The 19713-nt window shown below is 63.6% G+C and carries 14 protein-coding genes; 6 read left to right on the top strand and 8 right to left on the bottom strand.

What is annotated here, in order from left to right; genetic code table 11:
• Positions 1 to 4: 4 nt before the first annotated feature.
• From AC4LE2_RS12485 to AC4LE2_RS12450, 8 genes are all read right to left on the bottom strand, one after another.
• Positions 5 to 1612, bottom strand: coding sequence for a BatD family protein (locus AC4LE2_RS12485; protein WP_491826064.1), 1608 nt, complete (start codon positions 1610 to 1612; stop codon positions 5 to 7).
• Positions 1609 to 3342 (bottom strand): VWA domain-containing protein, encoded by a 1734-nt coding sequence (locus AC4LE2_RS12480; RefSeq protein ID WP_491826063.1) that lies wholly within the window; start codon positions 3340 to 3342, stop codon positions 1609 to 1611. The genes AC4LE2_RS12485 and AC4LE2_RS12480 overlap by 4 nt, the downstream gene beginning before the upstream one ends.
• On the bottom strand, positions 3339 to 4361 hold the full coding sequence (locus tag AC4LE2_RS12475) for a vWA domain-containing protein (protein ID WP_491826062.1): 1023 nt from the start codon (positions 4359 to 4361) through the stop codon (positions 3339 to 3341). The genes AC4LE2_RS12480 and AC4LE2_RS12475 overlap by 4 nt, the downstream gene beginning before the upstream one ends.
• On the bottom strand, positions 4354 to 4866 hold the full coding sequence (locus tag AC4LE2_RS12470) for a DUF4381 domain-containing protein (RefSeq protein ID WP_491826061.1): 513 nt from the start codon (positions 4864 to 4866) through the stop codon (positions 4354 to 4356). Before AC4LE2_RS12470 ends, AC4LE2_RS12475 begins: the two co-directional genes overlap by 8 nt.
• On the bottom strand, positions 4863 to 5831 hold the full coding sequence (locus tag AC4LE2_RS12465) for a DUF58 domain-containing protein (RefSeq protein WP_491826060.1): 969 nt from the start codon (positions 5829 to 5831) through the stop codon (positions 4863 to 4865). Before AC4LE2_RS12465 ends, AC4LE2_RS12470 begins: the two co-directional genes overlap by 4 nt.
• A gap of 9 nt (positions 5832 to 5840) precedes the next feature.
• Positions 5841 to 6800 (bottom strand): AAA family ATPase, encoded by a 960-nt coding sequence (locus tag AC4LE2_RS12460; RefSeq protein WP_491826059.1) that lies wholly within the window; start codon positions 6798 to 6800, stop codon positions 5841 to 5843.
• 159 nt (positions 6801 to 6959) lie between these two features.
• On the bottom strand, positions 6960 to 7958 hold the full coding sequence (gene moaA / locus AC4LE2_RS12455; protein ID WP_491826058.1) for a GTP 3',8-cyclase MoaA: 999 nt from the start codon (positions 7956 to 7958) through the stop codon (positions 6960 to 6962).
• Positions 7959 to 8154: 196 nt separating this feature from the next.
• Positions 8155 to 8922 carry an AraC family transcriptional regulator gene (locus AC4LE2_RS12450; RefSeq protein ID WP_491826057.1) on the bottom strand — a complete coding sequence of 256 codons (768 nt, stop codon included), beginning with the start codon at positions 8920 to 8922 and terminating at the stop codon, positions 8155 to 8157.
• A gap of 111 nt (positions 8923 to 9033) precedes the next feature.
• On the opposite strand from AC4LE2_RS12450, the gene AC4LE2_RS12445 reads away from it, so the two are divergent.
• From AC4LE2_RS12445 to AC4LE2_RS12420, 6 genes are all read left to right on the top strand, one after another.
• Positions 9034 to 9849, top strand: a complete 816-nt coding sequence (locus tag AC4LE2_RS12445; protein ID WP_491826056.1) for a sulfite exporter TauE/SafE family protein — start codon at positions 9034 to 9036, stop codon at positions 9847 to 9849.
• Between the two features lie 96 nt (positions 9850 to 9945).
• Positions 9946 to 10446 (top strand): thiol peroxidase, encoded by a 501-nt coding sequence (gene tpx / locus AC4LE2_RS12440; protein ID WP_491826055.1) that lies wholly within the window; start codon positions 9946 to 9948, stop codon positions 10444 to 10446.
• A 158-nt stretch (positions 10447 to 10604) separates the two neighbouring features.
• Positions 10605 to 11897, top strand: a complete 1293-nt coding sequence (locus AC4LE2_RS12435; protein WP_491826054.1) for an MdtA/MuxA family multidrug efflux RND transporter periplasmic adaptor subunit — start codon at positions 10605 to 10607, stop codon at positions 11895 to 11897.
• The gene (locus tag AC4LE2_RS12430; RefSeq protein ID WP_491826053.1) at positions 11894 to 15088 is read left to right on the top strand and encodes an efflux RND transporter permease subunit; all 3195 of its coding nucleotides are present in this window, start codon (positions 11894 to 11896) and stop codon (positions 15086 to 15088) included. The genes AC4LE2_RS12435 and AC4LE2_RS12430 overlap by 4 nt, the downstream gene beginning before the upstream one ends.
• A complete protein-coding gene (locus AC4LE2_RS12425) occupies positions 15085 to 18192 on the top strand; it encodes an efflux RND transporter permease subunit (RefSeq protein WP_491826052.1) in 3108 nt (1035 codons plus the stop codon). The genes AC4LE2_RS12430 and AC4LE2_RS12425 overlap by 4 nt, the downstream gene beginning before the upstream one ends.
• Entirely contained in the window at positions 18189 to 19655 is a 1467-nt protein-coding gene (locus AC4LE2_RS12420) for an efflux transporter outer membrane subunit (RefSeq protein WP_491826051.1), read from the top strand. The genes AC4LE2_RS12425 and AC4LE2_RS12420 overlap by 4 nt, the downstream gene beginning before the upstream one ends.
• The last annotated feature ends 58 nt before the right edge of the window (positions 19656 to 19713 follow it).

Below are 19713 nucleotides of genomic sequence, written 5' to 3'. Positions count from 1 at the left end.
GACACTATTTAGGGTAAAGCGGTGGAAGGTTTTCCTCCGCCTGATCGGTCTGGCCGCCTGAAGGGATCGCATTGACGGCGTGCCACAGGCGAGCGCCTTGCCAATAAAGGCCCGCTTCGCTGTACAGCGCACCGTTGAGTGCATCCAGCGCCTCGGACAACGTAGGGTACAGCACAGCGAGCTGCGCCAGGGTCTGGGGTTGCTGGCGTACCCAGGCATCCAACGCCTGGCGGGACGCCTGAGGGGCGTTGTTCAGGCAGGCACGGCGAAGGTCTTCCAGCAAGCTGCGCGAGCTTGGCCCTACAGGGGCGAGCCGTGACACCGCCGGCCGTGAACGCGCGCGCCGCCACAGGCCAAAGCCCAGGAGCGTAGTACCTATCAGCACGGCCGTAGCCAGTTGCCATGGCCAGACCCGTGGTGGCGGCGCAGCGAGCGGCGCCGGGGCAGCCTGCACGGGCGCGTCGGCCCGTTCACTGGCCTTCAGTGCCCGCGCAGGCAGGCTGGCGCGTTCAAGGTGGTCTTCGAGCGTATTCCACCACACCACGTCCACGGCGGGCAGCTCGGTGGTGCCGGCCCGTACAGGCACCAAGGCTTCCCGCTCCTGACGGCTGCCGACCATGCCGCGCTCGGTACTCTGGTCGTCCAGTTGCGCCTGATCGGGGTAGCGCCGCAGGCTGGGCAGCGTGCTGTCGGGAAGGGGCGGCAACTGTGCGCTGGAGAGGCCATCGGCCTTGAGGGTAAGGGTGCGTGTCAGCGAGTCGCCTACCTGGAGTTGATCTGGGGCCGGGTTCCACTGCTCGGTCAGGGTCAGGCTGCGTGCGGGCAGCCAGGTGGCGCCCTCCGGGTACAGCGCAGGTTTGGCCAGCACTTGCACGGTCATGCGCGCCGAGCTGGCCTGCACCTGCCCGCCCGCCCGAGGCTTGCCTGCATCGTCGGCGTACACCCGCGTGGCGGTGAACCGAAGCGCGGGAATGATCAATTGGCCACTGTGCTGGGGGTACACTGCGTAGCGGGTTTCGATCACCCCATGGCGCACACCTTTGACCTGCTTTTCATAGGTACGCCGGCTGCCCAATGGGGCCACTCGGGCATCGGCCAGGGCGGGCGTGGGCAAGACGCTGTCGTCGTACAGCGCGACCGAGTGATAGACGCGCACCGTCAGCACCAACTGAGCCTGTACATACACCTGCTGCTGATCGAGCACCGCTTCGATGAAAACGGGCGCCGTGGTGGCTGGCGAAGGGCTGTTGGCGTCGAGCGCCTGCAGGCTCACGGGCTGGCTGTGCAGTTCGCCTACACTCAGGCTGGGCACTATTAGCGTGCCACTGGCCTTGGCCGTGAGGGTGATGATCCAGCGGGTGCTGGCTTGATCGTTCTGAAGCGTGGCCAATTGATTGACCTGGCGCACGTCACCTACGTCGAACTGGGCGTCCAAGGGTCGGGTGTCCGGGCGGCCGAACAGCGTAACGTCGTGGGTTTCCAGCGTCAGTTCGAAGGTTTCTCCCACGGCCAGGCGGGTGCGGTCGACGCTGGCCAGCAGCGTGGCAGCGAAGGCGGAAAGGGGCGTTAAGCCCGTCAGTGTAAATAACAAAAGGGTACAGAGCCGTTTCATGGGAGGGACCCCTGCCGTTGTTGCTCTTCATACAAGAATTTGCGGCGCAGCAGCTCTGACGGATCGTCCGGGATCTGCCGCAACCACTGCTCCAGGGACTGCTTGGCTTCTTCATCGGGTGGCTCGCTGGCCTGGGCCGCTTGCGGGCCCGCAGCGCCAGGCTCGCCTTCGCCCTGGCCACCGCCTTGGCCAACGGCGCCCTGCGCGCTAGCGGTACTCGCCCCCGGCGTGGAGGCAGTGGGTGTCTCACCAGGCGCGGCCGAGCCTGACCCTTGCGCTTGCGCGGTTCCCGCAGGCGGGGCAGGTGGTTCATGGGTGGCATCGGCTGTGCCAGGTGCGGCCTGGGCAGCGTTGGTACGGGCATCAAGCAGGCCTTGCACCAGACGGCGGTTGTCCCGGGCGGCGACCAAGCCTGGGTCGCGCTCCAGCGCCTGATCGTAGGCCTGTATCGCTGCGCTTAACGCGCCGCTTTGGGTCAGGGCGTTACCCCGGTTGTAATGAGCGCTGGCACTGTCAGCCTGGGCAAAGTAGGTGGCGGCCTCTGCGTAGCGCCCCGCCTTATAGAGGGCAATTCCTTTCCACTGAGGGTGATTGAACCGCTGGGCAGCGAGGCCAGGCTCGCCTTGATCCAGCAGCCGTTGGCCTTGCTGATCGGGTCGCCACCAGAGGTCGTCGACACTCAGGGCGTAGGCCGACCTAGGCACCCCACCCATTGCGAGCAGCAACGGTAAACAGAGCAGCCAACCCCGCCGCCCGGCCAGGGCGGCAATGCCCAACAGAGGAAGTAGCAGCCAGTAGCCTTGGTCTGCCCAGCGGTCCAAGGGGTGGGCGCCGGCAGTATCGCCCGGCAGCAGCGCGCCAGGGGGGTCGAGCAGGCCCAGGGCTCTCAGATCATGGTTGCCTAGCGCCGCCGTCTGGTAGCGGCCATGGGCCGCATTGGCCAGAGTCGCCAGCCGCGCGGCCTCCAGCCGGGGCAGGGCAATGGCCCCGTCCGCGCCTTTGAGCAGCTCTCCGCTTTCGAGGGTGACCGGAGCCCCTTCAGCGGTGCCCACCCCGAGCACCGCGAGCGGCGGGGCATAGTGGCCCAGCCAGTGGCCGATGCCTTGCTGCTCCACTTCACTGACGCTGGAGGCGATCAGCAGAAGGCGCCCTTGCCCTTGGCCGGCTTGAGCGAGCAAATCCAGTGCCTGGCGGACGGCCAGGTCAGCGCGTGCGCCGGGTACCGGCATCAAGGACGGTTTGAGCGCCGCCAGCAGGTTGGTGATGGTGGCCTGGTCATCGGAGAGCGGCACCAAGGTATGTGCGCTGCCGGCATATACCACGATGCCAGTCTGCGCCGTGCCTCGATGCTGCAACAGGTCAAGAATCTTGCGGCGGGCCTGGCTCAAACGGTCTGGGGAGGCGTCCCTGGCCAACATGCTGGGGGTCAACTGAAGGACGATCACCAAGGGGTCATCCGGGCGTGGCGCTACCCGTTGATCGCGTTGCCAGCCTGGGCCTGCCAAGGCAAGGCCGGCCAGCAGCGCAGCCAACCCGAGCAACAGCCGCGGCCAGCGGTCAGCCCGGCCCTGACCGCCACGCAGCAGCGTGTGGTGAAACGCCCGAGGCAACAGCGCCTGCCAGCGGCCTGAACGCCGCCGCCGTAACCACAGCGCCCAGCACAGCCCTGCCAGTAGTGGCCAGGCCAGAAACCAGCCGGCACGTGCCCAGTGTGGCCAGAGTTCACTCATGCGCGCCGCCTCAACGCCTGTGCCCAGCGCCAGCGACGGGCCAGCGGCAAGAGGCGCAGCCCCACCTGAAGCGCTACCAGTAGCACTGCGGCCGCCAAGGGCCACGGGTACAGCTCGTGCATGGGGCGAATGCGCGTGGGTGCCTGGTTGACCGGCTCCAAGCGGTCGAGCGCCTCGCCAATGCCTTGCAGGTCCTGGCCGTCGCGTGCTCTGAAGTACTCACCCGCCGTGGCGCTGGCAATGGCTTTGAGTGCCGTTTCGTCCAGGTCGCTGCCAGGTGTGATCCCGAATGCGGTATTGACTGCCGTGGCCTGCGGGTCCGCCCCAATACCAATGGTATGAATCCGCACTTGCTCGGCTGCGGCCAGGCGGGCGGCCGTCAGCGGGTGGATCTGCCCACCGTTGTTGGCGCCATCGGTGACGAGAATCAGCACCCGGCTGTCGGCGGGGCGCAGGCGCAGGCGTTTGACCGCCAGCCCAATCGCGTCGCCTATCGCCGTGGTCTGGCCGGCAATCCCGACCTGGGCATCGTCTAGCCAGGCGCGAACCGTTCGCCGGTCAAAGGTAAGGGGCGCTTGCACGTACGCACGGCTGCCAAACAGGATCAGCCCCACCCGGTCACCTTCGCGGTTTTCCAGAAAGTCGCCCAGCAGGTGTTTGATCAAGGCCAGCCGGCTGACGTTTTCGCCTTGCCACTGCATGTCGGGGTAGTCCATGGATCCGGACACGTCCACGGCTACCAGCAAGTCTCGGCCGCTGGCCGGCAGGGGCAAGGGCGGCCCGAGCCATTGCGGGCGGGCACAGGCTGCCAGCAGCAGCAACCAGACCAGCACGTAGGGGAGTTGCTGTCGCCAGCCGGGTAGCCCAAGGCCGGGCTTGCGCTGGCTCAGCACCGCCAACTCTTCGAGAAAGCCCACCTGCAACACCTGTTCGCTGCCGCTGGCCGGTGGCAGCCAGCGTCGCAAGGCCCAGGGCAGGGGCAGCAACAGAAAGACCCAAGGCCAAGCCAGCTCAAGCATGTTTGCGTATCCAGGTGTCCACGGCCTGATACAAGCCGTTGATCGCCTTGTCGTCGAGCTTGCATTCGGGGCGATAGACCCCCTCTACCAGAATCATCCAGCGCGTGAGGCCGGCGGCGGGGCAGCGGTTGTCCAGAAACGCAAGCCAGGTGCGGCCATTGAGGGTATGGCTGTGGGCATGGGGGTAATGGTTGCGGCACACCCGCTTGAGCAGCGCATTGAGTTGCTGCAGCCACGCCCCCGCCGGTGCGCCATCGTAGGGGCGCGGCATGAGGGCGAGTTCTGCCAAGGCTTCCAGGCGGGCAGGGTCCACGGCAGGCTCATGGTCTAGTGGTGCGCTGAGTTCAGGCTCCGGCACCGGGGTGGGGCGCCGATGCCACGCCCAAGCAGCGCCCGCAGCAGCCAACACTATAAGCGCCGCCACTATCCACCACCCTGGTGCCAGGGGCCAGGCGCTGACCGGTGCCGGCTCGATCAAGGGGCGCAGGCCCTGCAGGCCGCTCATGGCAAAATGCTCGCGGTATGAGGCGCTTTGCTGCCGGGCTTGGGCCGGGTGCTGGTGTACTCGCGCAGTTGGTCCACCACATCGGCACGGGTACTCAGCGGCAACACCAGTACCCCCAGCTTATGCGCCAGGCGCTCCCAGCGCGCCTTGCGTGCCTCGGCCAACGCCTGGTAGCCCCGGCGCAGCTCGGCGTCGCTGGTGTCGAGGGTGACGGCATCGCTGCCCTGACCGAAGCTCAGCACGCCTGCCGCTGGCAGCGCGTGGTCCATCGGGTCGCTGATGGGCAGCAGCAGCAAGTCGCAGTGCCGCGCCAGCAGGCTCAGCTGTTGCTCGGTGCCGTCTACCAGGGCGCGCTCGTCGCAGATGATGATTGCCAGGCTGCCAGGGCGCAGCACCTCGCGGGCACGGCGTAAGGCACTGCCCAACGGGTCGGTGGCGGGCGCTGTGTCGGTGCTCAAGGCCGCGTTGACCCGTGCCAGCCGATTGAGCAGCTGGAGCAGGCTTTGTTTGCTGCGCCGGGGTTTGATCTCGTAGTGCTCCCAATCCCCGTACACCAACCCGCCGATGCGATCGTTGTGCTCCAGGGTGGCCCAGCCGAACAACGCCGCCACTTGGGCAGCCAGCGTGGACTTGAACGCCACGGCCGAGCCGAAGAACAGCTGCCGGCTCTGCTCCACGAGGATGAAAATAGGCCGCTCGCGCTCCTCGTGAAACAGCTTGGTATGGGGCTCCTGAGTGCGGGCGGTGACGCGCCAGTCGATGTTGCGCACATCGTCACCGGCCTGGTACACACGCACCTGGTCGAAATCCACGCCGCGCCCGCGCAGCTTGGAATGGTGCAGGCCGATCAACGGGCTACGCTGGCCCGGCCGGGAAAACAGCTGCACCTCGCGCACACGGTGACGCATCTCGATCAACTGGGCGAGGGTCACGGTGATGTTGGCGGCGGCGAGGGTGCGGTCCATAGGGTGGGCTCAGGCCACGGCGACCACGTCAAGGATACGCTCGATGACCCTGTCTTGGTCTACGCCGGCAGCCTCCGCCTCGAAGGACAGGATGATACGGTGGCGCAGCACGTCGAAGATCATGGCCTGGATGTCCTCGGGGCTCACGAAATCGCGGCCCGCCAGCCAGGCATGGGCGCGGGCGCAGCGGTCCAGGGAAATGGAGCCGCGAGGGCTGGCGCCGTAGGCCAGCCATTCGGCCAGCTCGCTGTCGTATTTGGCAGGGGTACGGGTAGCCATCACTAACTGCACCAGGTATTCCTCCACCGCGTCCGCCATGTACAGGCCCAGGATCTCCTTGCGCGCAGCGAAGATGGCCTGTTGGCTTACTCGCCGCTCGGGCTTGGTTTCACCGTTAAGGGCTTCGCCACGCGCCTGCTGCAGAATGCGCCGCTCTACTGACGCTTCGGGAAAGCCGATTTTCACGTGCATCAGGAAGCGGTCCAGCTGCGCCTCGGGAAGCGGGTAGGTGCCCTCTTGCTCGATAGGGTTTTGCGTGGCCATTACCAGAAACAGCGGGGACAGGTCGTAGGTGCTACGGCCTACGCTGACCTGGCGTTCGGCCATGGCTTCGAGCAGCGCGGACTGCACCTTGGCCGGCGCGCGGTTGATTTCGTCTGCCAGTACCAGATTGTGGAAAATAGGGCCTTGCTGAAACACGAAGCTGCCCGTTTCCGGGCGGTAGATTTCAGTGCCGGTGATGTCCGCCGGGAGCAGGTCGGGGGTGAACTGGATGCGATGGAACTGTGCCTCTACCCCCTCAGCCAGCTCTTTGATGGCCTTGGTCTTGGCAAGCCCGGGCGCCCCTTCAACCAGCATGTGACCATCGGCCAACAGGGCGATGAGCAAACGGTCGATGAGTTTGTCCTGGCCAAGGATCTGGGTGGAAAGAAAGCTGCGCAGCGCGGTAAGCGCTTCACGATGTTCCATCGGTGGGGTTCCTGGGTGGCCGGCGGCGGGTGCCATGGCAAGCGGGCCCGTATTTTAATGCATAGCCGGTTGGAAATCATATCCGTTGCGCTTAGGCCGCGACCGGCTGCCCCGCCAGCAGGCCTGACCGAACCGGCCCAGCCCGCAAGCCCAGGCTCGCTAACCGCCGGTCATGTTCATGAAGCGTACAACCTGTACCTCGTCGTTGAGGGTAAAGTCATGGCGCAAGGGCTTGAGCGCCATCGCCTCGATAATCGCCTGCTCCAGACGCTCGGGGTGGCCGGGGTTGGCGCGCAGCACGGCCTTGAGGTCCATGGCGTGTTCGTTGCCCAGGCACAGCAGCAGCCTGCCTTCGACGGTTAACCGCACGCGGTTGCAGGTGGCACAGAAGTTATGACTGTGGGGTGAAATGAAGCCAATTCGCGTGCCTGGAGCCTCGGCCACGCGCCAATAGCGGGACGGGCCGTGAGTCGTGTCGGTGGCGGGCATCAGGGTATAGCGCTCGGCAATACGTTCGCGCACCTGATCGCTGGAATAGAACGCCTCGGCCCGGCTGTGCTCGGTGATCACGCCCAAGGGCATCTCTTCGATGAAGCTGATATCCAGCCCCCGGTCGATGGCAAACCCGACCAAGTCGTTGATCTCGTGGTCGTTACGGCCTTTCATCACCACGCAATTGAGCTTGGTATGGACAAAGCCTGCCGCATTGGCCGCGTCAATACCGGCGATCACCTGGTTCAGGTCACCGGTACGGGTAAGCTGGCGGAAGCGTTCCGGGTCCAGGCTGTCAAGGCTGATGTTCAGGCGGTCGAGCCCTGCATCGAACAGCGGCGCTGCCAGTCGGCTCAACTGCGAGCCATTGCTGGTCATGCACAACTCTTGCAAGCCGGGGAGGGCGGCGATCTTGGCGCACAGGTCTACGATCCCGGCGCGCACCAGCGGCTCGCCGCCGGTGAGGCGGATCTTGCGCGTGCCCAGCGCCACAAAGGCCCTGGCCATCTCCGTCAGCTCTTCAAGGGTAAGGATGCGCTGACGCGGCAAGAACTCCATGTCTTCGGCCATGCAATACACGCAGCGAAAATCGCAGCGGTCCGTGACCGACATGCGAAGGTAGTCGGCGCGTCTGGCAAAGCTGTCGGTAAGGTACTGCTGCGACATTCATGCCTCGCTTGGTAAAAGGATGCTGGACGACGTAAGCGCTCAGGCCGCTCACAGTCCTTGCTTATGCAAGGTAAGGCTTCTGACCCGCGTCGTCTAATTGCTTGTTGCGATGGAGTGATAGACCACCTTGATAGGGTGGTGTTCGGTTGGGGTGCATGGCGGGCACCCGCTACGCTGACTCTTCTTCAAACCTCTATGGGTCAGCAAGGTACCTACCGGGAGCATGGCCCAGCACCCTACGGAACATGGTTGAAAAGGCAGCCGGGCTCTCGTATCCGAACTCCAATGCGATACGCGTGATCGAGTCGCCTGCGGACAGGCGAGCCAATGCAAGCACTACAGTGGCACGCTGGCGCCATTGGCTGAAACTCAAGGTGGTTTGCGCCTTGAAGGCACGCGCGAAGGTACGCTCGCTCATAAACAACGCATTTGCCCAGTCTTGTGGCGATTCATGAATGTTCGGCGCCTGTATAAAGCGTTCACATCTGGCCAGCAGTTTTGCATTGCCTGGAAGGGGAATATGGAAGGCGAGCGCAGGTGCACAGCCGATTTCGCACAAGGCCAACTGCATTAATGCACCGTCTCGGGCGAATTCATCGTACTCAAGGGGCACTGCTACCGCCTCTTTGAGAAGGCGCCTCATGAAAGGCGTAACACTGATGACTTCGCACGACTGTCTGGACGCAGGCACGGCTGCAGGCTCGATGTACAAACTCCAGGTGCTGACGCCCAGGAATACCACCTCATGGCCAACGCCGGGTGGAATCCACACGGCATGTTGAGGGGGCACGACCCAATTGCCGGCCGCGGTAGTGACCTTCATCAACCCGGTAGCGCCATACAACAGCTGCGCGCGTCGGTGGGCGTGATGAGCGAGCAAAAATCCATGAGGGTAGTCCGCCCCCGTCGCTACTACTGGCCGTGGAGTGTGATCAAGCTCACCTATAGGTACGTTTCTCATGAAGCGCTCAGTAAGGTTTGGCCGAAACTCAAACGGGGTTGGCGGAAGCGCTCGGGCGACGCGCTCACAAGCACTTTAGTGTAAGCGGCCAAGTTTAAGAGACTGGATGCCATGAGCAACCTGCTGCTTGTTTTTTTTGGAATGTTCGCTGGCGTGACCACGGTGCTGTTCGGCTTCGGCGGCGGCTTTTTGATCGTGCCTGTCTTATACCGCCTGCTGACCCTGAACCCTCACGTAGACGACCCTGCCGTTGCATCGGCAATGCATATCGCAGTGGCAACATCGACCTGTGTGATGATTGTCAATTCATCTATGGCCACTTACACGTCTGCGAAACAGGGCGCATTGCTGCGGTCATTCATCTGGCCGCTGGGAGGCTTTATCGGGCTTGGGGCGTTAGGGGGCGCGTTGTGCGCAGAGGGGGTGGGAGGTGAAGTGCTCAGGTGGGCTTTTGTGATCTATCTGGGCGTCACCCTCATCGACTGCGTAGTGAGCGGTGGATTCATACGAGGGGTGCCGATGCCCACGCCACGGCCCTTAGGCAAGGGCTCAACCGTCGGCGCTGGGCTAGGTATAGGCGCCATCGCCACCCTGCTTGGCGTGGGCGGTAGCGTGATGACCGTTCCGCTGCTCAGGCGCCGTGGGCTGACCATGGCCCAGGCGACAGCGATGGCAAACCCTTTGAGCCTGCCCGTCGCCCTCGTTGGGACGAGCATTTATGCCTTACTGGCAGAAGCCGGTGGCGTCGACCTTGGAAGCGCCTACCTGGGGTATGTCAACATTGCTGCCTTCCTGCTGCTGACCGGAGGCGCTGTCGTAGGTATGAAAATAGCCATGCCTTGGAAAGCCAGGATCCCGGATGCTGTTCACGCGGTGGTGTATGTCGCCTTGCTTTTTGCGGTCATGGGCAGCATGGCCGTCATTTAGTAACAGCAAGTTTGGCAATGACGCCCACCCACAGACAACCACCCCCCAGTCATGGTTAACTCATGCTCCTTTCACAACCAACTGAAGGAAGGTTTCATGACGCAAGTGACCCACAAAGGCAACCCCATACGCGTGGATGGGCAACTGCCTGCTGTAGGCAGCCAGGCCCCGGGATTTACGCTGGTGGCGGGCGACCTGAGTGACAAGACCCTTGCCGACTTCGCCGGCAAGCGCAAGGTACTTAACATCTTCCCAAGCGTAGATACCCCGACCTGCGCGACCTCGGTGCGTAATTTCAATACCCAGGCCAGTACCCTGCAAAACACGGCAGTGCTGTGCATCTCGGCAGACCTGCCCTTTGCACAAAAGCGCTTCTGCGGCGCTGAAGGCCTGAAGCACGTGGTGAACCTGTCCACCCAGCGCGGGCGTGAGTTCATCGAAAATTACGGTGTGGCCATTGCCGAGGGCCCCCTCAAGGGCCTGACGGCGCGTGCCGTGGTGGTGCTCGATGAACACGACAAGGTCCTGCACAGTGAGCTGGTGTCCGAAATTAGCCAAGAGCCCAACTACGAAGCGGCGTTAGCGGTACTGAAGTAACCCTTGGCAGCACGGCCATCTGTCCGGGCCGTGCTGCTGTTTATACGTCTGTATGGGTAGCGCGCGGTTAGCCATACGTAAAAGACCGGTAAATGCGCTTTGCGAAAGGCGCTACAGTGCTTATCGTTCAGCGTCCTGAAGGAAAGCTGAGCAGTCTCATGGTCGACCCTACCCGTAATCCCCGTTCCCGCCCCCTTCGCCTGGCCTTGCTTGTGCTGCTACTCGTAGCCCTGGGCGCAGGCGTTTGGTATTGGAAGCAGCACCAGGCCCCCTCTAATGAGCAGGGCGCTGCACGGCCGGCCGGCAGCAAGGCGGCCAAGCCTGCCTGGGGAGAGGTAGGCGGGCCTACGCCGGTGCGCGTGGGCGACGTTACCCTTGGAGACTTCCCGGTGTACCTCAAGGCGCTGGGCACGGTCACCGCACTCAATACCGTCAATGTGCGCACCCGCGTCGGGGGCGAACTGGTCAAGGTCAACTTCCAGGAAGGGCAGGCCGTGAAGGTCGGTGACTTGTTGGCGCAGATTGACCCGCGTGCCTACCGGATCGCGCTGCAGCAAGCCGAAGGCACCTTGGGGGAGAATCAGGCGCAGCTTAAAAATGCCCAGCTGGACCTCAAGCGTTACCAAGGGCTGTTCGCCCAAGACAGCATTGCCCGCCAGACCCTGGATACCCAGAGCGCACTGGTGGCCCAGTACCAGGCCACGGTTAAAACCAACACCGCAGCCGTGGAAGACGCCAAGCTCAACCTTCAATTCACCGACATCCGCGCACCCATCACGGGCCGGGTTGGCTTGCGCCAGCTGGATGCAGGCAACCTGCTTGCGGCCAACGACAGCACCGCAGTGGCGGTGGTGACCCAGATGCAGCCGATCAGCGTGGCCTTTACCTTGCCCGAAACCCAGATCGACGCAGTGCTGGAGCGTTACCGCCAGGGCGAAAAGCTGCGGGTCGAGGCGTGGGACCGTGCAGACCGCCAGCAGGTAGCCACGGGCGTGTTGGCCAGCCCTGACAACCAGATTGACACCGCTACGGGCACCCTGAAATTCAAGGCACGCTTCCCCAACCAGGAGGAGCGGCTGTTCCCCAATCAGTTCGTCAACGTGCGGCTGCTGGTGGATACCCTGCGCCAGGTGGTGCTCGCCCCCAGCGCAGCCATCCAGTTCGGCACAGAGGGCAGCTTTGCCTACGTGCTGGACGGCGACACAACCGTGCGGGTACGTCAGCTGAAAGTGGGCCTGACCGACGGCAATGTCACGGTTATCGAAAGTGGCCTGGCCCAGGGCGACCGTATCGTACTCGAAGGTACCGACCGCTTGCGCGACGGTGGCCCGGTGGAGGTCGTCAAGGACAGCCGTGATGTACCGGCGGCGGCGGGTGGCCAGTTGCAGGGGGCCGGCCCTGCGTCTACCTCGCCAGGCAAGGCCGAGCGGCAGGGCAAGGGCGGCGCATGAACCTTTCACGCCTGTTCATCCTGCGGCCGGTCGCCACCACGCTGAGTATGCTGGCGATCGTCCTGGCCGGTTTGATTGGCTGGCGGCTGATGCCCGTTTCGGCCTTGCCGCAGGTGGATTACCCCACCATTCGCGTGATGACGCTCTATCCAGGTGCCAGCCCGCAAGTGATGACCAGCGCGGTGACCGCACCGTTGGAGCGGCAGTTCGGGCAAATGCCGGGGCTTGAGCAAATGGCCTCTACCAGCTCCGGCGGAGCGTCGGTGATTACCCTGCGCTTCAGCCTGGCGCTGGACATGGACGTCGCCGAGCAGGAAGTGCAGGCGGCCATCAATGCGGCCAACAACCTGCTGCCCAACGACCTGCCTGCGCCGCCGGTGTACAACAAGGTCAACCCGGCCGATACCCCGGTACTGACCATCGCCATCAGCTCCAAAACCCTGCCGCTGCCCAAGGTCAACGACTTGGTCGACACCCGCATGGCGCAAAAAATCGCCCAGATCGGCGGTGTGGGCATGGTCAGCATCGCCGGTGGGCAGCGCCACGCGGTGCGCATCAAGGTCAACCCGCAAGCCTTGGCGGCTGCCGGGCTTAACCTGGCGGACGTGCGTACCCTGATCGGTGCGTCCAATGTCAACCAGCCCAAGGGTAATTTCGATGGGCCCACGCGGGTCTCCATGCTCGATGCCAACGACCAGCTGCGCTCGCCTGAAGAGTACGCCAGCCTGATCCTGGCCTACCGCAACGGTGCGCCGCTGCGCCTGCGCGATGTGGCCGAGATTGTCGATGGCGCCGAAAACGAGCGCCTGGCTGCCTGGGCCAACCGTAACCAGGCGGTGCTGCTGAACATTCAGCGTCAGCCGGGGGCCAACGTGATTGAGGTGGTGGACCGGATAAAGGCCGTACTGCCCAGCCTGACCGCCGGCCTGCCTGCCGGGCTGGACGTCACCGTGCTCAGCGACCGAACCCAGACCATCCGCGCCTCGGTCAGCGACGTACAGAAGGAGCTGTTGTTTGCCATCGTGCTGGTGGTGATGGTGACCTTCGTGTTCCTGCGCAAGCTCAGTGCCACGCTGATCCCCTCCATCACTGTGCCACTGTCGCTGATCGGCACCTTCGGCATCATGTACCTGGCCGGGTTTTCGGTGAACAACCTCACGCTCATGGCCCTGACCATCGCCACCGGCTTTGTGGTGGACGATGCCATCGTGATGCTGGAGAACATCGCCCGCCATATCGAGGAGGGCGAAACGCCATTCCAGGCCGCGATCAAGGGCGCACGGCAAATCGGTTTCACGCTGGTTTCTCTGACGTTCTCACTGATTGCAGTGCTGATCCCGTTGCTGTTCATGGGCGACGTGGTAGGGCGGCTGTTCCGGGAATTCGCCATCACCCTCGCGGTGGCCATTCTTATTTCGCTGGTGGTGTCGCTGACCCTCACGCCTATGATGTGCGCACGGATGCTCAAGCGTGAGCCGCCGGAAGACCAGCAGTCGCGCTTCTACCGGGCCAGTGGTGCCTGGCTCGATTGGCTGGTGGCGCGGTATTCGAGCGGCCTGGGCTGGGTGCTGCGGCATCAGCCCTTTACCTTGCTGATCGCCGTGGCCACCTTGGCGTTGACAGTGGTGCTGTACTTACTGGTGCCCAAGGGGTTTTTCCCAGTACAGGACACCGGCTTTATCCAGGCGGTCTCCGAAGCGCCGCAGGCCATCTCGTTCCAAGCCATGAGTGAGCGCCAACAGGCTCTGGCCAAGATCATCCTGCAAGACCCTGCCGTGGACAGCCTGTCGTCCTATATTGGCGTGGACGGCGATAACGCCACCCTCAACAGCGGCCGCTTGTTGATCAACCTCAAGCCCCATGCCTTACGCACAGACAGCGCCGCGCAGGTGATTGACCGGCTGCAACCCAAGGTGGATAGCCTGGTGGGCATGCGCCTGTTCATGCAGCCCGTGCAGGACCTGACCATCGAGGACCGGGTCAGCCGCACCCAATACCAGTTCAGCATGACCTCGCCCGACCCGGACCTGCTGGCGGAGTGGACGGCCAAGCTGGTGAGCGAGCTGCGTCAACGCCCTGAACTCAAAGACGTTGCCAGTGACTTGCAGGACAAAGGCTTGCAGGTGTACCTGGACATCGACCGTGACGCCGCCATGCGCCTGGGGGTGCAGGTAACCGACATCACCAACGCCTTGTACGACGCCTTCGGTCAGCGGCAGATTTCGACCATCTACACCCAGTCCAACCAATACCGTGTGGTGTTGCAGTCCGCCGACGGTGGGCGCCTGGGGCCTGAAGCCCTGGAGCAGCTCTACGTAAAGGCTTCGGGCAACACCACCTCTACCAGCACTGAGCGCGAGATGGCCAGCGGCACGGGGTCGGCCACCGCCACCAACGACACCACTACCACCTCAACCACCAACACCAGTGGCGCGCAGGTAAGGCTGTCCAGCCTGGCGCGGATTGAGCAGCGTCAGGCCCAGTTGGCGATCTCCCACCTGGGGCAGTTCCCGGCGGTCACGCTCTCGTTCAACCTCGCCCAGGGCGTGGCCTTGGGCGAAGCGGTGGAGGTGATCGAGCAGGCACAACGCGACATTGCCATGCCTCTGGGCGTGCAAACCCAGTTCCAGGGCGCGGCGGCGGCTTTCCAGGCATCGCTGTCCAGCACCTTGTTGCTGATATTGGCGGCCGTAGTGACCATGTACATCGTGCTGGGCGTGTTATACGAAAGTTACATCCATCCCATCACCATCCTGTCCACCTTGCCGTCCGCGGCGGTGGGCGCGCTATTGGCGTTGCTGCTCAGTGGCAATGACCTGGGCATGATCGCCATCATCGGCATCATTCTGCTGATCGGTATCGTGAAAAAGAACGCCATCATGATGATCGACTTCGCCCTGGACGCTGAGCGCACCCGAGGTCTGGCGCCCCAGGACGCCATCTTCGAGGCCGCCATGCTGCGCTTCCGCCCGATCCTGATGACCACCCTGGCCGCATTGTTCGGCGCCTTGCCGCTGATGTTCGCCTCTGGCTCCGGCGCAGAATTGCGCCAACCGCTAGGGCTAGTGATGGTCGGTGGGCTGTTGGTGAGCCAATTGCTCACGCTGTTCACCACACCCGTGATCTACCTCTGGTTTGACCGCACCAGCCGCCGCCTTGCACGTCGTGGCAGCTCGCAGGCCCACGCGTGAACCTCTCCGGGCCTTTCATTCGTCGGCCGGTGGCCACCTTGCTGCTGAGCCTGGCAATCATCCTGTTGGGCGGCGTGAGCTTTAGCCAGCTAGCGGTCGCACCCCTGCCGCAAATGGACTTCCCGGTGATCGTGGTCAGCGCCAACCTGGCCGGCGCCAGCCCGGACGTGATGGCGTCGTCAGTGGCCACGCCGCTGGAGCGCGCCTTTGGAGCAATCTCCGGGGTGACCAGCATGAACAGCCGCTCCAGCCAAGGGTCGACGCGGGTGATCTTGCAATTCGAGCAGGGGCGCGACATCAACGGCGCGGCGCGGGACGTGCAAGCGGCCATCAACGCCTCGCGCAACCTGTTGCCCAGCGGCATGAAGAACATGCCCACCTACCGCAAAATCAACCCTTCCCAGGCACCGATCATGGTGCTGGCGCTCACCTCGCCCTCGTTGAGCAAAGGCCGCCTCTACGATTTGGCCTCCACTATCCTCTCGCCCACCCTGGCCCAGGTAAGCGGCGTGGGCGAGGTGCAGATCGGTGGCAGCTCGCTGCCGGCGGTGCGCATCGAGCTGGAGCCGGCCCGCCTGAACCAGTACGGCGTGGCGTTGGACGACGTGCGTTCGGCCATCGACAGCGCCAACGTACGCCAGCCCAAAGGCTTCGTGGAAGATGTTGGGCGCGCCTGGCAGGTACAGGCCAATGACCAGCTGGAAAAAGCCAGTGACTACCGGCCGCTGGTCATCCGCCAGCAGGACGGGGCGATCTTGCGCCTGGGGGACGTGGCACGGGTGAGCGACGGCGTGGAAGACCGCTACAACAGCGGCTTCTACAACCGCCAGGATGCGGTGTTACTGGTTATCAACCGCCAGTCAGGGGCTAACATTCTCGAAACGGTGCAGGCGATCAAATCGCACCTGCCTGCCTTGAAGTCCTTGTTGCCTGCCACCGTCGCGCTGGACGTGGCCATGGACCGCACCTCGGTGATCAAAGCCACCCTGCACGAGGCTGAGCGGACCTTGCTCATCGCCGTGGTACTGGTGGTGCTGGTGGTGTTCCTGTTCCTGTCCAACGGCCGGGCTGCGTTGATACCTACGCTGGCTGTGCCGGTGTCGCTGATCGGCACCTTCGCGGTGATGTACCTCTACGGGTTCTCCCTCAATAACCTGTCACTGATGGCATTGATTCTGGCGACCGGGCTGGTGGTAGACGATGCCATCGTGGTGCTGGAGAACATTTCCAGGCACATCGACGACGGAGTGGCGCCGCTACGTGCGGCGTACCAAGGCGCACGGGAGGTCGGGTTCACCCTGCTGGCGATGAATACCTCGCTGGTGGCGGTGTTCCTGTCGATCCTGTTCATGGGCGGCATCGTCGAAAACCTGTTCCGTGAGTTTTCCATTACCTTGGCCGCCGCCGTGATTGTGTCGCTGGTGGTGTCCCTCACCCTTACGCCCATGTTGTGCGCCCGCTGGCTCAAACCCAGGGTGCCGGGCCATGAGAACCGCCTGGAGCGCTGGAGCAATGCCGCCAACCAGCGCTTGATGGCCGGGTATGACCGCACCCTGGGGTGGGTGTTGCGTCACCCCGTACTCACTTTGCTGTCGCTGTTGGCAACCATCGTGTTGAACGTGGCGCTGTACGTGGTGGTGCCCAAAACCTTTATGCCTCAGCAGGATACCGGTCAGCTGATGGGGTTTATCCGGGGCGATGACGGCCTGTCGTTCACCGTGATGCAGCCCAAGATGCACCAGTACCGCGATGCGATTCTGGCAGACCCTGCAGTATCGAGCGTGGCGGCTACCCTGGGCGGCAACAACGGCACCAATAACGCGACCATTCTGGTGCGGCTCAAACCCTTGGCCGAGCGTGGCGTGTCGGCCCAGCAAGTGATCGAGCGCTTGCGCCATAACGTGCCAAAAATACCCGGCGGGCGGCTGATCCTGTTCGCTGACCAAGACCTGCAGTTTGGCGGTGCCCGGGATAACAGCAGCTCCCAGTACCAGTACATCGTGCAGAGCGGAGACCTGGCGCAACTGCGCACCTGGTTCCCCAAGGTAGTGACGCTGTTCCGGTCGTTGCCCGAACTCACCGCCATCGACGCCCGCGACGGCGCCGGCACGGCTCAGGTGACGCTGGTGGTGGACCGGGACCAGGCCAAGCGCCTGGGCGTGGACATGAGCACGGTCATGACGGTGCTGAACAACGCCTATAGCCAGCGGCAGATTTCCACGATCTACGACACCTTGAACCAATACCAGGTGGTTATGGAGATCGACCACCGTTACGCCCAGGACCCGATCACCCTGGATCAGGTGCAGGTCATCACCAACACCGGAAAACGGGTGCCCTTGGCGTCCATTGCCCGCTACGACAATAGCCTGGCCGATGACAGTGTCAGCCACGAGGGGCAGTTTGCCTCCGAGTCGATTTCGTTCGACCTGGCGCCGGGCGTGGCACTGGACAAGGGCACTGCAGCCATCGAGCGCGGGTTGGCGAGCCTGGGCGTGCCCGATGAAGTGATCGTCAAGGCAGGGGGCAACGCTAACGCGTTCATGGATTCGCAGAAAAGCCAGCCATGGATGATCCTTGGCGCGCTGATGGCGGTGTACTTGATCCTCGGGATTCTCTACGAAAGCTACATTCACCCGTTGACCATCCTGTCTACCTTGCCCTCCGCTGGCGTGGGCGCGCTTTTGACCATTTACCTGACCGGTGGCGAGTTCAGCCTGATTTCCTTGCTTGGGCTGTTTCTGCTGATCGGGGTGGTGAAAAAGAACGCCATCCTGATGATCGACCTGGCCTTGCAACTGGAGCGCGAGGAGGGCCTGGCGCCGCTCGAATCTATCCGCCGTGCCTGCCTGTTGCGCCTGCGGCCGATCCTCATGACTACCCTGGCGGCAGTGCTGGGCGCCGTGCCCTTGTTGATGGGCAGTGGCGACGGCGCCGAGATGCGTCGCCCCCTGGGGGTGGCGATCATTGGCGGCCTGCTGCTGAGCCAAGTGCTCACCCTCTACACCACCCCCGTGGTTTATCTTGCCCTTGACCGGTTGCGTCACCGCTATAGCCGATGGCGCGGCCGACGTACCGATGCTGCCTTGGAAGCCCCGCTATGACCGCTGTGCCTTCGTTTGCCCTCAGGGCTGCTGTACCGCGCTGGCTGGCCCTGGCCTGTTGTGCCAGCTGGCTGGCCGGCTGTGCCGTGGGCCCTGATTATCAGCGCCCAGAAGTCGCCACGCCGGCGCAGTTCAAGCAAGCCGAAGGCTGGCGCCAGGCGGCCCCTGCTGACGAGTTGGCACGCGGCGCCTGGTGGGCGCTGTACCGCGACCCTCAGCTGAACGGCCTGGTAGAAGCCCTCAATAGCCGCAACCAGACCGTCGCTCAGTACGAGGCCCAATACCGCCAGGCCCAGGCTCTGGTGCGCAGCGCGCGGGCCGCGTTTTATCCCACCCTTGGCCTGAATGTGGGTAAAACCCGCGCGGCACAAGGGCAGGGTAGCAGCGGTTCAAGCCTGAGCAATGCCACCAGTGGGATTCGTGACACCTACAACGCGCAACTGGGCGTGAGCTGGGAAGCGGACCTGTGGGGTAAGTTGCGACGCGGGCTGGAGGCGGACACGGCCAGTGCCGGGGCAAGCTTTGCGCAGCTGGCGGCCATGCGGCTTAGCCTGCAATCGCAGCTGGTGCAGAACTACCTGCAGATACGGGTAATCGACGAGCAGAAGCGCCTGCTGCAATCCACCGTAGAGGCGTACCAGCGTTCCTTGCAGCTCACCGAAAACCAATACAAGGCTGGGGTGGCAGGCAGCGATGCTACCGCCCAAGCCCGCACCCAGCTTAAAAGTACTCAGGCGGACCTGGTCGACCTGCAGTGGCAGCGCGCTCAGCTGGAAAATGCCATCGCCGTGCTGATGGGGCAGCCCCCGGCAACCTTCAGCCTGGCGGAGCGCAGCGATGTCCCTATGCTGCCGCAGATCCCCGTGAGTGTGCCCTCGCAGTGGCTGGAGCGCCGCCCTGACATCGCCTCGGCCGAGCGCTCGGTGATCGCTGCTAATGCTCAGATCGGTGTAGCCACCGCCGCCTATTACCCCGATTTCACCTTGAGCCTGAGCGGCGGTTACAGCTCCAGCACCTCCTCACACTGGATCAGCTTGCCTAACCGGTATTGGTCGGTCGGGCCTGAGCTGGCGCTGACGCTGTTTGATGGCGGGGCGCGTTCGGCTGAGGTACAGCGCAGCCAGGCCGCGTATGACCAGACTGTGGCCCAGTACCGGCAAACGGTGCTGGATGGGATGCGGGAAGTGGAAGATTACCTGAGCCAACTGAAGGTCTATGAAGACGAAGCGGCGTTGCGTGACGAGGCCCTGGTGGCTGCGCGCGACTCCTTGCGTCTGACCACTAATCAGTACAAAGCCGGCTTGATTGGCTACCTGGACGTGGTCACCGTTCAAGCCACGGCGCTTAGTAATGAGCGTAGCGTCCTGAACGTCTTGCAAAGCCGGTTGGTGGCCAGTGTAAACCTGATCGTCGCCTTGGGAGGAGGGTGGGGTGGGGACGCTCGACCGCTGGCCCCTCGATAAGCGAGGCTCCCTAAGGCATAAAGAGACTCCCTAAGGCATAAAAAAGCCGGCCATTGCG

Source organism: Pseudomonas sp. 9.3L, from assembly GCF_058536285.1.
This window is presented reverse-complemented; position numbering and strand designations above follow the sequence as displayed.

Excerpts from the sequence above, each read along its gene's own strand:
- AC4LE2_RS12450 (WP_491826057.1), bottom strand. The coding sequence starts at position 8,922 with ATGAGAAACGTACCTATAGGTGAGCTTGATCACACTCCACGGCCAGTA.
- AC4LE2_RS12480 (WP_491826063.1), bottom strand. The coding sequence starts at position 3,342 with ATGAGTGAACTCTGGCCACACTGGGCACGTGCCGGCTGGTTTCTGGCC.
- AC4LE2_RS12475 (WP_491826062.1), bottom strand. The coding sequence starts at position 4,361 with ATGCTTGAGCTGGCTTGGCCTTGGGTCTTTCTGTTGCTGCCCCTGCCC.
- AC4LE2_RS12465 (WP_491826060.1), bottom strand. The coding sequence starts at position 5,831 with ATGGACCGCACCCTCGCCGCCGCCAACATCACCGTGACCCTCGCCCAG.
- AC4LE2_RS12420 (WP_491826051.1), top strand. The coding sequence starts at position 18,189 with ATGACCGCTGTGCCTTCGTTTGCCCTCAGGGCTGCTGTACCGCGCTGG.
- AC4LE2_RS12430 (WP_491826053.1), top strand. The coding sequence starts at position 11,894 with ATGAACCTTTCACGCCTGTTCATCCTGCGGCCGGTCGCCACCACGCTG.
- moaA (WP_491826058.1), bottom strand. The coding sequence starts at position 7,958 with ATGTCGCAGCAGTACCTTACCGACAGCTTTGCCAGACGCGCCGACTAC.
- AC4LE2_RS12470 (WP_491826061.1), bottom strand. The coding sequence starts at position 4,866 with ATGAGCGGCCTGCAGGGCCTGCGCCCCTTGATCGAGCCGGCACCGGTC.
- AC4LE2_RS12460 (WP_491826059.1), bottom strand. The coding sequence starts at position 6,800 with ATGGAACATCGTGAAGCGCTTACCGCGCTGCGCAGCTTTCTTTCCACC.
- AC4LE2_RS12435 (WP_491826054.1), top strand. The coding sequence starts at position 10,605 with ATGGTCGACCCTACCCGTAATCCCCGTTCCCGCCCCCTTCGCCTGGCC.
- tpx (WP_491826055.1), top strand. The coding sequence starts at position 9,946 with ATGACGCAAGTGACCCACAAAGGCAACCCCATACGCGTGGATGGGCAA.
- AC4LE2_RS12485 (WP_491826064.1), bottom strand. The coding sequence starts at position 1,612 with ATGAAACGGCTCTGTACCCTTTTGTTATTTACACTGACGGGCTTAACG.
- AC4LE2_RS12445 (WP_491826056.1), top strand. The coding sequence starts at position 9,034 with ATGAGCAACCTGCTGCTTGTTTTTTTTGGAATGTTCGCTGGCGTGACC.